At 40.7% G+C, this 12810-nt stretch carries 12 protein-coding genes; 2 read left to right on the forward strand and 10 right to left on the reverse strand.

Annotated elements, in window-relative coordinates:
• Nucleotides 1-65 precede the first annotated feature (65 nt).
• From ACO6HM_RS01720 to ACO6HM_RS01750, 7 genes are all read right to left on the reverse strand, one after another.
• A complete protein-coding gene (locus ACO6HM_RS01720; RefSeq protein WP_485389471.1) occupies nucleotides 66-1010 on the reverse strand; it encodes a helix-turn-helix domain-containing protein in 945 nt (314 codons plus the stop codon).
• Nucleotides 1011-1121: 111 nt separating this feature from the next.
• Nucleotides 1122-2072 carry a TIGR03943 family putative permease subunit gene (locus ACO6HM_RS01725; protein WP_485389472.1) on the reverse strand — a complete coding sequence of 317 codons (951 nt, stop codon included), beginning with the start codon at nucleotides 2070-2072 and terminating at the stop codon, nucleotides 1122-1124.
• Between the two features lie 126 nt (nucleotides 2073-2198).
• Nucleotides 2199-3440, reverse strand: a complete 1242-nt coding sequence (locus ACO6HM_RS01730) for a CobW family GTP-binding protein (protein ID WP_485389473.1) — start codon at nucleotides 3438-3440, stop codon at nucleotides 2199-2201.
• 139 nt (nucleotides 3441-3579) lie between these two features.
• Nucleotides 3580-3975: a response regulator gene (locus tag ACO6HM_RS01735; protein WP_208427888.1), complete on the reverse strand. Its 396-nt coding sequence runs from the start codon at nucleotides 3973-3975 to the stop codon at nucleotides 3580-3582.
• 13 nt (nucleotides 3976-3988) lie between these two features.
• Nucleotides 3989-5347, reverse strand: coding sequence for an ATP-binding protein (locus tag ACO6HM_RS01740; RefSeq protein ID WP_485389474.1), 1359 nt, complete (start codon nucleotides 5345-5347; stop codon nucleotides 3989-3991).
• Nucleotides 5348-5349: 2 nt separating this feature from the next.
• The gene (locus ACO6HM_RS01745; protein WP_485389475.1) at nucleotides 5350-6405 is read right to left on the reverse strand and encodes an HD domain-containing phosphohydrolase; all 1056 of its coding nucleotides are present in this window, start codon (nucleotides 6403-6405) and stop codon (nucleotides 5350-5352) included.
• 15 nt (nucleotides 6406-6420) lie between these two features.
• Nucleotides 6421-7878 carry an ATP-binding protein gene (locus ACO6HM_RS01750; RefSeq protein ID WP_485389476.1) on the reverse strand — a complete coding sequence of 486 codons (1458 nt, stop codon included), beginning with the start codon at nucleotides 7876-7878 and terminating at the stop codon, nucleotides 6421-6423.
• Nucleotides 7879-8029: 151 nt separating this feature from the next.
• On the opposite strand from ACO6HM_RS01750, the gene ACO6HM_RS01755 reads away from it, so the two are divergent.
• On the forward strand, nucleotides 8030-8386 hold the full coding sequence (locus tag ACO6HM_RS01755; protein ID WP_208427884.1) for a helix-turn-helix domain-containing protein: 357 nt from the start codon (nucleotides 8030-8032) through the stop codon (nucleotides 8384-8386).
• Here ACO6HM_RS01755 and ACO6HM_RS01760 read toward each other — a convergent pair.
• From ACO6HM_RS01760 to ACO6HM_RS01770, 3 genes are read right to left on the reverse strand one after another with little or no spacing between them, the layout of a single operon-like run.
• Entirely contained in the window at nucleotides 8383-8817 is a 435-nt protein-coding gene (locus tag ACO6HM_RS01760; RefSeq protein WP_485389477.1) for a dUTP diphosphatase, read from the reverse strand. The genes ACO6HM_RS01755 and ACO6HM_RS01760 overlap by 4 nt on opposite strands.
• Nucleotides 8818-10197 carry a tetratricopeptide repeat protein gene (locus ACO6HM_RS01765; protein WP_485389478.1) on the reverse strand — a complete coding sequence of 460 codons (1380 nt, stop codon included), beginning with the start codon at nucleotides 10195-10197 and terminating at the stop codon, nucleotides 8818-8820.
• A 4-nt stretch (nucleotides 10198-10201) separates the two neighbouring features.
• Nucleotides 10202-10345, reverse strand: a complete 144-nt coding sequence (locus ACO6HM_RS01770; RefSeq protein ID WP_208427881.1) for a hypothetical protein — start codon at nucleotides 10343-10345, stop codon at nucleotides 10202-10204.
• A 265-nt stretch (nucleotides 10346-10610) separates the two neighbouring features.
• On the opposite strand from ACO6HM_RS01770, the gene ACO6HM_RS01775 reads away from it, so the two are divergent.
• The gene (locus ACO6HM_RS01775; protein ID WP_485389479.1) at nucleotides 10611-12734 is read left to right on the forward strand and encodes a methyl-accepting chemotaxis protein; all 2124 of its coding nucleotides are present in this window, start codon (nucleotides 10611-10613) and stop codon (nucleotides 12732-12734) included.
• Nucleotides 12735-12810 lie beyond the last annotated feature (76 nt).

Below are 12810 nucleotides of genomic sequence, written 5' to 3' on the forward strand. Positions count from 1 at the left end.
CAAAGCGCAATGTTGCTAATAATTTACAAAAAAAGTGCAATTTCGACCAAATTGCACTTTACATTTTACCAGCCTTTTTTAGTTGACACACTTGCTTTTAACAGTTTGCTTTCAAAATTAGCAGGATTTCTCTTCCACCTATAAGGAGATTCTCCTATTATTTTCTTAAAGTTCCTGTTGAAAGTAGACATCTGAGAATACCCCACCTTCATTGCAATGTCTTCCATGGAGAACAGAGTAGATTTTATCAGCTCACAGGCTTTATTTATTCGAATCAGATTGAAATATTCTAACGGAGTACGCCCCATATATGCAGAAAACAGCCTTCTAAAGTTAGTCTCACTCATATTGCAGCTATCTGCCACATCCTTTATCCTTATCTGTTTTGCATAGTTCTTGCCAATATATGATATAGCCTCTGATATAACACTCATATCTCTGTACTCAGTTTCAGCGGAATGATCATCAGTACTCATTCTGGCAGCTTCAAAAAATAAAGAATTGCAAAGCATGATTATTTTTTCGCAGTAATACGCTTTTTTATTCCTCATCTCCTCGATTACAGACTTTATCAGGGTACGAAGTTCATTATGCTTACCCGCCTGACAAAAATATACTTTACTATTCAGTCTTTTCAATGTATTTTCAACAAATGGCCTGTTGTTGGGAAATGCCCTATGTAATATCTCCTCCGGGTCACAAAATATGTATTCCCAGTGGCTTTTAGTTCCTTTTTTACTGACGGTATTATGAGGAAAATTAATAGGAATGATGGTAAAATCTCCTGCTCCATAATTTTTGCTTTCTCCATCAAGTATCATTTCCCCTTCACCCGACACACAGTATCCTATCTCCATAAGATTATGAAAATGCAGGTTGTTAATCATCTCCCCATTTGTATCTTTCCCGTATTCCCTTATCCAGCTCTCTCCAAGCATGGCAAGCACAGGCTCTTTAATGGGTTTTTCATAGTATCTGAGCTCTATGACAGTATTTTTCTTTTTTGACATAAACCACCTACCCTTATAGTAAAACACCGAAAGTTCCCTCTAATCACAGGTAACTTTCGGCATTCAAGAGTCATTCAAAAATATACTATAAATCTTTCTTACTCTTTTTCTTTATGTAAAATAAACCAACTGCTCTCCTGCTTCAGCCCTCTTAAGAGGTTCTTTGGCATAGAGTACTATTCCCTTGCCCTTGTAGTCTTTGCAGTATTCAAACCTTGCCTCAGCTTCTACATAAGCCCAGTCCTTCTGTGCAAATTCAGAAGCATTTGGAGCGTGGCAGACAAAGCCTATGAACTGTACGTCTGCTGCACAACAGGTCATTGCAAATCTTCCCGGAACCAGCTTATCTTCCGGGAAATTCTTATCCCTGTAAATAAGTGCCCTAAACTTCATAGTCTTTCCCTTATACTTTTCAGGATGATCCATGGCGTCCATATACCAAAGTCCAAAATCATCATCTTCAAGCTCTATCACAGGCTTATCCGTATCAAAAGGCAGGCTCTCCACATAGGCATCATCAAGGTTACCCTTTTCATCCTCATAGAGAATTTGAGCCTTTCTGTTTAGTGCCTTTATACGCCTCCTGTAGCCTCCCCTTACCTCATTGTCAGTAACCCTGTTGAACACTACGAGGTCGGCAGGCTTAACCTGCTCCATAACAAAGCTTCCCATATTCTGTAGGTAGCTCTCAAAGGTAGAGCCGTCTATAAGATTGATACACTGTACAAGCATCCAATTCTCAGGGAATTCATCTATAATCTCCTGAGGAATCCACATACCATTGTTCTCAATTACCACCCTGTCAGGGTTATATTCCTTTTCAAGGTTTTTTAAGAATTCCTCAGTGATATCTTCCTTATTTTCTACTACAACTGTAGACATTTTATTTCGTTTTAAGAGTTTCTCTGACAGCTCGATTTCACCCTCTTCACACATTATAAAAAGTGACTTATTGCCATCCTCAAACTCCCCGCCCTCTAAGGTATCCCTTAAAAATGCGGTCTTTCCACTCTCAAGCATACCTGTAAACATATATACAGGTATATCTTTTTCCTGATTCATATATTCTCCTTATCAGCCTAAGATTATCCGCAAAACTTTACATAATCTTACATTTGTTTAGATTTTAGGCTATATAGATAATTCTCTAACTAACTGATGTGAGAGCAATACCTACATCATCAGCTCTTACACCTCAAAAAGCGCCTTAATATCATCTTTTTTAAGTCTTGAGCCTATTACACAGAGCTTACCTGTTACGTCAGGTGCACCATTTCTTACTTCAAATTCTCCAGGCGTAAGGTCGAACTCAAGCCATCCTTCACCCTCTGACTGAACTATACCCTTTGCACGCAGTATGATGCCAAGGCCGTTGCCCCATGCGAGCTTGTCCAGTATCTTCTCAAGAACCTCTTTCGTAAAACGCTTAGGAGTTGTGATGCCCCAGCTGTCAAATACCTCATCAGCGTGGTGATGGTGGTGATGTCCACAGCCACACTCGTGGCCGTCTTCATGGCTATGCTCGTGATGGTGTCCACAGCCGCACTCGTGACCGTCTTCATGGGTCTGCTCGTGATGATGTCCGTGGCAGCATTCATGACCTTCTTCATGGGTCTGCTCGTGATGATGTCCACATCCACACTCATGACCTTCTTCATGGGTCTGCTCGTGATGATGTCCGTGGCAGCATTCATGACCGTCTTCATGGGTCTGCTCGTGATGGTGTCCGTGGCAGCATTCATGGCCGTCTTCGTGACTATGCTCGTGGTCAAGGTGATGCTCACAGCTTTCAAGCTCTTCTTCTGTAAAGAGTAAGTCCTTCACCTCTCCTGCTGCCTTCTCCATTGTATCAAGAATCTGCTTTCCTGTAAGGCTATCCCAGTCAGTTGTTATGATAACAGCCTTGTCATTGTGCTCCTTTATGGCCGCTACAGCCTTTTCAAGCTTAGCTTCAGCAGTCTTTGCTGTACGGCTAAGTACAATAGTATTGGCATTTTCAATCTGGTCATTGAAAAACTCACCAAAGTTCTTCATATACATTGTTGTCTTGCCTGCATCAGCCACTGTAATAAAGCTATTAAGGCTCACATCTTCAAAGTCCTTCTTCACATCGGCAACAGCCTTAATTACATCCGAGAGCTTGCCTACTCCCGAAGGCTCAATGATGATTCTGTCAGGAGAATACTTTGTAATAACATCTTTAAGTGCTGCTCCAAAGTCTCCTACCAGAGTACAGCAGATGCATCCGGAATTCATCTCTGTGATTTCAATTCCTGCCTCTTTTAAGAAGCCTCCATCTATGCCTATCTCGCCAAATTCATTTTCTATGAGCACTACTTTTTCACCGCCAAGCGCCTCTTTTATAAGCTTTTTGATGAGGGTTGTCTTGCCTGCACCAAGAAATCCTGAGATTATATCTATCTTTGTCATTTTACTACTTCCTTTCACACTATTTATAGTTAGTTATATGTAACCTTTTTGGAATAGTCACTATAGTACCACAACAATCTTTATAATTCAACTTTTTAAAATTCCTCAGAATCTAAAAGGCAAATTCCCCCTCTCAAAGCTATTTTATAAGCTCCAGTTTTTTAAGTACTTCTTCCATCTTGTCCGTATCAAGCGGCTTATTCGCATAGCCGTCACATCCCAGTTCAAAGGCTCCGTCTACATAGTTCATATCGCTAAGCGCTGAAACCATGATTATCTTAGGACATTTATCTTCCGGAATCTTAAGCCTTTTCTCACTCTCCCTTATCCTATATAGCGCCTCTATCCCGTCTGTCCCAGGCATCATTATATCAAGGCAGATAAGGTCGTAGTACTCTCCATCCTCCGCTGCAAATTCAAAAGCAGCCACTGCTTCTTCTCCATCTACAGTCGCATCCACTTCTCCATATTTGCTTAGAAAGCTTATGCCAAACTTTCTGCTGGCATAATCATCTTCGGCCAGTAAAATTCTCATGTCATCCTCCTCATTATTCTGCAATATGGTCATAAGGAAGCTCTATATCAACTTCGGTTCCTTTACCTTCTTTGCTTTTAAGCACTACTCTGCCATTAATCTCTTCAATCAGATGTGCTACCTGGTCTAGCCCCACTCCTCTTCCTGAATAATCTCCTATAGTCTTCCTTGTTGTAAAGCCTGTCATAAACGGTATCTTCAATATATCTTCTAAAGTATAGCTTTCCTTCGGATTGAGGAGTATTCCCCTCATCTCTGCAGCCTTTAGTATCTTGTCAGGATTAATTCCCACTCCGTCATCTGAAAAATGAAGCTCTATTCCCTTGAATTTATCTGATTTTACTATCTCAAGCCTTATATGTCCTTCTTCTTTCTTACCCGCCTTAACTCTTGCAGTCGGTGCTTCTATTCCATGGTCAACAGCATTTCTTATAAGGTGGGTGAGCGCCTTTGAGAGATTGGCTGTCTTGTACTTTTCTATATGAATGACATGCGTCTCATCTTCCAAAAGCTTAACCTCAAACTCAGCCTTCTTGCCTGTGTGTTTAAGCAGGTCTTTGGCTGCAATCTTAGCCTTAGACACAAGCATAGACAAATCAGTCATCCTTGCATCCATTACCCAGCTTTTTATCCCTTTAGCAAGGCCGTCAACCTCCGATACTACATCTGTCTTCTTTCCGGCTTTTAACTCATCCGCCAGATTCTCTAGTCCAATACTCAGCTTCCTTAACTCTTCCATCTTGTCATCAGTAATGGTAAAGCTGATTAGTCTGCTCTTTAGTGAATTAAGGATTTCATTAGGTGTCTTTGGTTTAGCCAGACCGTCCTCAGATTTTTTATTTTCATCAAGCAGAAGTCCGTCAAACACTCCCTTTTTAGGCGATACTACAGCTGTATCATTTTCAGGCTTACTAGGAATATAATACTGCTTACGCCTTGTAGGTGTGGAGGTAGGAAGCTTGTTAAAGCCTACTACTCCTGTATCCATGTGGTCGATAAGTTCTATAATATCGCTATTGTCCCCGTCTACCTTTTCGTTGTGAGTAAGCTTGTACAGCTCACTGTGAATGAAAATGGAGTAAGCATTTAGTACTTCCTTAAAGCTCTCAAAATCAGGACTTTCAGCCCTTACATCCCTGTAGCAGTCCATTAGCTTTTCAAGCTTACCGCTTACCTGGGCTATCCCGTCAAAAAGCAGCATACTTGAGTCCATTCTGATGATGCGCACAAGTTTAGCAAGCTCCACTATTAGCTCTCTTTCAAATTTGCCGGCATTTTCACCTTCGAGCATATATTTATCGAAGGCTTTTATAGAGTCTCCGGCTTCATTTGCAAATATTTCGATTATCGGTTCTTTTTTTGCAACTCCCAAATCTAGTTCCTCCTAATCCCGCTTAGTATCTTCAAAAATATGTCTACAATACCCGGGTCAAAGCTCTTCCCCGACTCTTCTTTAATTATCTCAATTGCTTCATCATGAGTGTATGCATCCCTGTAGCATTTATCCCTGGTAAGCGTGTCATAGACATCCACTAGAGAAAATATCCTTGCCGACATCGGTATGCCCTTCCCTTTTAGCCCCTTTGGATAGCCGGAGCCGTCCCATTTCTCGTGGTGGTAATATGCAATATCTATAGCCATGCCAAGATATCTGCTAAACTCATTGTGGCGGTAAACCTCTGTAAGTGTCCTTGCGCCTATCTCAGCATGAGTTCTCATAACTGTCATCTCGTCAGCAGTCAACTTGCCCCTTTTTAGCAGTATCCTGTCACTTATAGCAAGACTTCCTATGTCGTGGAGAGGGGCGGCAAGCCCTATATCATCTATGAAGTTGTTGCTTATGTATTTTTCATATTCAGGTGACAGCTGAAGGCTCTGTGCGAGAAATGCAGAGTTTACAGATACATTTATCATATGGGTACCTGTAGGGTCTTCCCTTGATTCTGCAAGCCTTACAAGGCCATATATCAGGTACCTTTGATCGTCCGTTATCTTGGCTATCTGGGTGTTCATCATCCTATGCAGTCTTTTATTATACTCTTCAAGTTCACGCTGCATAACAAGGTTTTTTATCTGAGTATTTATTCTAAGCCTTACCTCATCAAAGTCAAAGGGCTTAACTATAAAGTCCACCGCTCCCACGTTATAGCCTTTTTTCCTCGAATTCACGTCGTTTAAGGCAGATACAAAAATCAGAGGAATATCCGCTGTCTTTGGATTGGACTTAATCATCTCACAAAATTCATACCCGTCGATATCAGGCATGGACACATCAGACAGGATAAGGTCGGGCAAAAGGGCGTCTATTGCCTCCATAGCCTGCTTAACATTCTGTACGGGTCTTGCTATGTAGCCTTCACTCTTTACTATGTCAGACATAAGTGCAAGGCTTGTAAGTACATCATCAACAATGAGAATATTCGTCTTCATTTACCTCTACCCCTTTTAGAACCCGAGTTCGGCAAGCTTCTCCTTAAATATGTTGTACTGCTCTATAGCCTTGTCGTGGTTACCCCTTCGAATAATCAGTTCAAGCCTAAAGGCCTCCTTTTTAAGCTGCTGCTCGGATTCGTTGTCAGAAATCAGATTTTTAACAACACTGGCAAAATTCTCTGCTTTTTCCCAGTTACCCAGTTCAATGCAGATAAATAGTTTTTCGAGGGCTGAATTTATTTCCTTGATATTCTCACTGGTTCCAAACTGGTATATCCTGTCCGAATCGGCGGTAAGCCTCCAGTCAGAGCGTCCTTCGCCAGAATAGCTCGACTCCTCCTCTGATTCGGTATACTGGCCGCTTCCTTCATAGACGAAGTTTCCGTTAGGAAGTTCTACACCTGTAGTCTCTTCTGCCTCATCTGCCTTACCTAGGATTACATTGAAGGAAAATGAGCTTCCCTTGCCCGGCTCGCTCTCCACCTTTATGTTTCCTCCCATAAGCTCAACTAACTTCTTGCTTATGGAAAGTCCAAGACCTGTTCCACCAAATTTCCTTGTAGTAGAAGCATCCACCTGCGAAAATTTCTTAAACAGCTTATCCATGTTTTGTTTGGAGATACCTATACCCGTATCAACTACCATGAAGAAAAGTTCTACATAGTCGTCCTCTTCACGTATGAGTGATGCTTCCACCGCAATGTGGCCTATGGTTGTAAACTTAACCGCATTGCTTAGAAGGTTGTTAAATATCTGCATAAGCCTTAGCTCATCTCCCACCAGATACTTAGGGATATCATCTCCCACATGTACAAGAAGCTTCAAACCCTTTTCATTTACAAGGGTTACGTTAAATGCCATTACGTTGTTAAGAAATTCTCTAAAAGAAAAAGCCTTTTTCTCAAGCACCAGCTTATCGGATTCCATTTTTGAGAAATCCAGAAGGTCATTGATAATCTTGGACATATTCACGCAGCAGCCCTCGATTATCCCCACAGTTTCAAGCTGGTAGGAATTAAGCTCGGTGTTAAGAAGGTTCTTAGCCATTCCCTGGATGCCGTTTACAGGCGTTCTTAGCTCATGAGTAATATTGGATACAAATTCAGTCTTGTACTTAAGTTCATACTTAAGTTCCTCTTTACAGCTTTTTAGTTCTCTGGTAACATTTCTTTTTTCAGTTTGATCTATTGCAAATATAATAAATTTATCGTCTTCATAGCTTACAATCTTAAGGTCTGCAGGAAAACATGTTTCATTTTTCCTGTACACATCTGTCTCAATATGCTCATGTAGGGCAGTTTCTTCCAGAGAAATATTGGGAAAGCTTATCTCAAATTTCCCTACTTCCTCTTCAGGTAAATAACCAAGGCTTTCCCTTGCTTTGTCTGAACAGGTAATACACTTACCTGTTTTGTCATAGATAAAAACAAGTTCAAGGCATTCCTCCTTGAGAATATTATACAGTTTCATATCGACACTCATAATCCACCCCACTATACACAATTTGTGTATTTTTTTGCAATAACGTTTGACATTTAACTCTCAAAACTATATATTTATAGTAAGTTGTTTTAGTTATACAATCTCTTTATTTCAAATATATCATTACAGGAGGTAACATATGAACTTTCATTTGAGACTTAAGCAGCTCCGCCAGAAAAAAGGACTTACTCAGGGCGAACTTGCCGGAATACTGGGACTTAAGCCTACAGCTATCTCAAACTACGAATCAAACAGAAACGAGCCTTCCTTTGAAAAGCTGATTGCTTTGTCTAAAGAATTTGACGTAACCTGCGATTACCTGCTAGGTGTATCCGACTCTGCACTTCCTATTGGCGGAGAAATACTTGACAAGGAAATAGTTGATTTCTTCCTTGTATACCAGCAGCTCATGCCTGAAAGTGCAGCATCTATAAGAGATTATGCAGAATATCTTCTTGACAGACAGGAAAACAAAAGGAACCGCAAGCAGTCCTAGTTAGTGCCGCTGGTTCCAAAACCGCCTCTGTCCTCATTTTCAAGAGAGTCAACTTCAAGGAAGTTTATCTGCGGCTGATGTTTCATTATACGGAATTGGCAAAGCCTGTCGCCTACATGAACCTCTGTGTCACGCATAGCCAGGGCAGGCCATTTCCATTCATCAGCATCTCCCTTGTAGCTCTCGTCAATCACTCCCATGTGGTTGGTCTGGATGAGCCCAAAATTTTTATAGGTTGAGCTTCTTGGCACTACGTGTGCCTCATATCCCTGGGGCAGCTCCATAGCCACCCCAAGTCTTATGAGTCTGAATTCACCCTTTTTCATCACCACGTCTTCTGCTACTCTAAGGTCTATCCAGTCTGAATTGCCGGCTATATAGCAGAGTTTATCAATCTTATCCGTAAAATATTTTATCTTTATCGTTTCCATTTATTCTCCTAACAATGTGAGCATCCTCTTGGCCTCTACCGCTCTTTGGGTATCTCCATGCTTTTCTACAATCTTATTGTACCATTCAATGGCTTTAGTCTTGTCTCCGGACCTGTCGTAGCTTCTGGCAGTAAAGTACATAGAGTCGACATTTTCAGGATTCATCTTTAGGGAAGTTTCAAATGCTTTAAGTGCTTCCTTATACTTTCCCCTGCTATACTGGGTATAGCCTTCCTGATACAGCCTTGCAGACTGCTCAGCAAATACCTTCACAGAAAGCTGGTTGTAGAGGTTTAGCATGTTCTTATCCTTAAGGGTGGACTTATCTACCTTTACCAAGGTATCAGCCGACTTTGCCTTATCATCCATAGTATAATATGCCGCAGCCTCGGCAAGAGCACCAAAGCCGTTATTTTCATTCTTCTTGGTGGTTTCTGAAAGCTGTTTGTTCTTAGTCTCAAGAGTCTCTACCTTTTTCTTAAGCTCTGCATTTTCGCTTTTGATGCTGTCAAACTCCGCATTGGTCTTAGCCATGGTCTCATTGAGGCTAACTATCTCGGTATTCTTATTGGAGACAGACTTAGCCCTTATACCAGGCACGATTGCAATCATAAAAAATGCCATGCCAAGCACTATTCCTGCCAAAAGACTAATCCAAGGCAGAATTCCGTGTTTGTTATCTCTGTAAGCGTTCATAGGAGCAAAGGATTCTCTTGCGTTTAAGACAAGCCTGTTAGCATCATTATCCTCTGTCACATCCTCTCCCTGGCTCTTTCCCTTGACTTCAGCCATATAAAGCATGGCAAGAGGGTTCATTTTATCTACCTTTAGTGCCATCTTAAGATATTTCTTAGCCTGTGAGATATTGCCTGCCTTGATATTTAAGAGGCCAAGAAGCTGTAAGCCTTTGACATGCTTCCCGTTAAGGGAAATCAGCTTTTTAAGCTGAATGATGGCAAGGTCATAGTTGCCGGACTTAACAAGCTTTAGTGAGGCATTGTACTTTTTGATAACCTGCCCCGCTGCATCAAGCCTGGTCGGATTGTTTTGAAAAAACGACAGGTATTCAGACGCGAGGTTATTATCAGGCTCAAAATGACTGCTTATTATCCACTCACTGAGGGCATCCACTGTCTCGCCCATTTCGCTGTATATAAGTCCTAAGAGATTTCTAGCCTCGGTATTCTTTTTATTTATCTTTAAGCTGTTTTGAAGGCTTATCACCGCACCGGACAAATCCCTTGCCTTAGCCTTTTCGAGTCCTTCATTGTAGCATCTGTTTGATATACTGTATAGTTTCTTAAATAGCTTTACGTCACTGCCGCATTTTTCACAAGTGTCCCCGGCTGTGAGTGTTGCCTTACAATATGGGCACTGCATATATTTACCTCGTTTCTCTGGTTTCTTTAAGTACTTCCTTAATCAGGTCGGCAACATCTGACACATCGTTATGTCTGACAACATCAGCCACCTCTTCGATTTCAAGGCTTGGCTTAAACTTCTCAAGTTCTTTTTCAAAATCCAACATAATAACTCCCTTCATATCGTAGCTATATCAAAAATGTGGTATATTTATAGTTTTTCCACCCTAAAATGATACCACATTTTGTAGTCTTATTCAATTAGAAACAAGAATTAATCATAGGCTTACTTCTTAAATTAATGTGGGTTGAAACAGCGCTAATTAATCTGCCAAATAAAACCTGTCTTCCACTAAACAAATGGGTAATACCTGCCGATATATGTTTATGGAAGTAAAGTACCTTAAATATTTTTCACAAATGGAGGGTGCCATGAAAAAGAATAAAGAAGTAAAATCTACCAGAACTAATAGTATATTCAATAGTTTCGCAGTTAGGTTAGGTCTTATTATTGCAGTTTTTTTGCTTGTCATTTTGGGCGCAAAAGCAGTATTTGACAATAATTACGAAACAGAAACTGCTATCAAAAATATCGAAATTACCAAGCTTGAAGAAGCAAAAAAAATGGCTTACAAGATTGAAAGTCAGTTTGCAGGCGCATATCAGATAGGATATGATGTAAAATCAATTACAGAGTCTGTTCTTAAGCTCTCTAAGAAAAACAGACGCAGGTCAATGATTATAAACAGCGCAAAGCAGATATTTGATAACAATGACTTTATATCTGGTCTTGGAATATACTTTGAAAACAATGCTTTTGATGGCAAGGACACTACAAAAGGACGTTTCTCCAAGTATATTGAGCGCGAAGATGGAAAAGTTATTTCATCTAATGAGGAAGGAATTGACGATAAAGAATGGTATAGTGCTACATTGGCTGGCAACAAGACCCTGCTTTTAGACCCTTATGTTGATACAGATAACGAACTTAAAACTTCATACTGCATTCCTGTTACTTACAAAGATAAGGCAGTAGGAGTAGTCGTTGTAGACATACTTTTAAGAGATTTACAGCAGGATTTCAAGGATAGTTCAGTTGACGTAGAAGACTTTAAGGGACTACTTACTGACAGCGGCTTCTTTATCGCAAATGCTATGGATGATGCCCAGATTGGAAAGAACCTCTTTGAGCAGGTTCCAGAGGCAAAGGCAAATGTATCTGAAGCCATTGCAAAGGGCTACATGCAGTCAGTAGAAACTATAGCCGGAACAGACTTAGAGGGTAAAATCACCTATGTATCAGTTTCTTTCCCTGGAGTAGACAAGAAATGGTGTCTTGAGAACATCATATCCTATAGAAAAGTTCTAAAGCACGCTACAGAGTTCGTCTTCAGTAATATTCTCTATCACGCTGCCATTATTTTAATCATAGGTGGTGTAATTATCTTCCTTATGATTAACCGAGTTGCAAAGCCTATGGCACTTATCGAGAAGGCTATGCTTAAGATGTCTAACTACAATCTGGACATTTCCGCAGAAACGGCTCAGGCTATGAAGTACATGAAGGGCAAGGATGAGATTGCAAATGTAATGAGATCAATAAAAACTATGGCAGAGAACCTCTTTTCTATAGTTAATAACATCTCTTCACACGCACAGAGTACAGCGGCTACAGCTGAGGAACTTACAGCAACCGCTCAGTCTGCTTCCTCTTCATCAAATGATGTATCTAATGCAGTAAACAACATATCCGAGGGCGCTATGAGCCAGGCAGAGGATACTCAGAGTGCCGCAGGCTCAGTTGAGAAATCAGGTGAGCTCCTTGACGGCATGGTAGAGATACAGGAAAAGCTTTCACATTCAATGGATCATATTAACAGCCTTAAGGATGAAAGTAATGTGATTATGAATGAGCTGGTACAGATAACCGATGAGAATAAGGAAATATCTGAAAAGGTATCGGACGTAATTCAGGAGACAAATGATGCTACAGAAGCAATTGCGAGTGCAAGTGAGATGATACAATCTATCTCAGACCAGACTAACCTTCTCTCATTAAATGCTGCCATAGAGGCTGCAAGAGCCGGAGAGGCCGGAAGAGGCTTTGCTGTCGTTGCTGATGAAGTTAGAAAGCTTGCAGAGGATTCTGCTAAGTTCACAGGCGAGATTAGAGAAGTTATTGACGAACTTAAGAAGAAGGCTAAGGAAGCTGTAGATATGATTAAGCTTTCAAATGAAATCATTGACAGACAGGGAAGCAAGGTCAATGAAACAAATGACAAGCTTGCTGAAATATCTGCCGAACTCGAGGGAAGCAAGAGAATTGTAGAGAGCATAAATGAGTCTTCTACCCAGATAAAGACCGAGAATGAAAACGTAGTTAAGGTAGTTGAGAATCTTTCTGCAATAGCAGAGGAGAATGCAGCAACAACAGAAGAGGTTGCGGCATCTGTGGATACTCAGGTACAGGCTATACAGAACATTTCTCAGGCATCCGAGAGTCTTGCTGACATTGCAGCACAGTTGCAGTCAGAGGTTTCAAAGTTTAATTTGTAAAAGTTATCAAATCACGATTTACTAAATCATGATTTGACAATAAACATTATGTTGATAGCTTTTAATTTTAGAAAAA

It is taken from the genome of Catonella sp. (assembly GCF_057250765.1).

Excerpts from the sequence above, each read along its gene's own strand:
- ACO6HM_RS01775 (WP_485389479.1), top strand. The coding sequence starts at position 10,611 with ATGAAAAAGAATAAAGAAGTAAAATCTACCAGAACTAATAGTATATTC.
- ACO6HM_RS01750 (WP_485389476.1), bottom strand. The coding sequence starts at position 7,878 with ATGAAACTGTATAATATTCTCAAGGAGGAATGCCTTGAACTTGTTTTT.
- ACO6HM_RS01735 (WP_208427888.1), bottom strand. The coding sequence starts at position 3,975 with ATGAGAATTTTACTGGCCGAAGATGATTATGCCAGCAGAAAGTTTGGC.
- ACO6HM_RS01730 (WP_485389473.1), bottom strand. The coding sequence starts at position 3,440 with ATGACAAAGATAGATATAATCTCAGGATTTCTTGGTGCAGGCAAGACA.
- ACO6HM_RS01770 (WP_208427881.1), bottom strand. The coding sequence starts at position 10,345 with ATGTTGGATTTTGAAAAAGAACTTGAGAAGTTTAAGCCAAGCCTTGAA.
- ACO6HM_RS01765 (WP_485389478.1), bottom strand. The coding sequence starts at position 10,197 with ATGCAGTGCCCATATTGTAAGGCAACACTCACAGCCGGGGACACTTGT.
- ACO6HM_RS01755 (WP_208427884.1), top strand. The coding sequence starts at position 8,030 with ATGAACTTTCATTTGAGACTTAAGCAGCTCCGCCAGAAAAAAGGACTT.
- ACO6HM_RS01720 (WP_485389471.1), bottom strand. The coding sequence starts at position 1,010 with ATGTCAAAAAAGAAAAATACTGTCATAGAGCTCAGATACTATGAAAAA.
- ACO6HM_RS01745 (WP_485389475.1), bottom strand. The coding sequence starts at position 6,405 with ATGAAGACGAATATTCTCATTGTTGATGATGTACTTACAAGCCTTGCA.
- ACO6HM_RS01760 (WP_485389477.1), bottom strand. The coding sequence starts at position 8,817 with ATGGAAACGATAAAGATAAAATATTTTACGGATAAGATTGATAAACTC.
- ACO6HM_RS01725 (WP_485389472.1), bottom strand. The coding sequence starts at position 2,072 with ATGAATCAGGAAAAAGATATACCTGTATATATGTTTACAGGTATGCTT.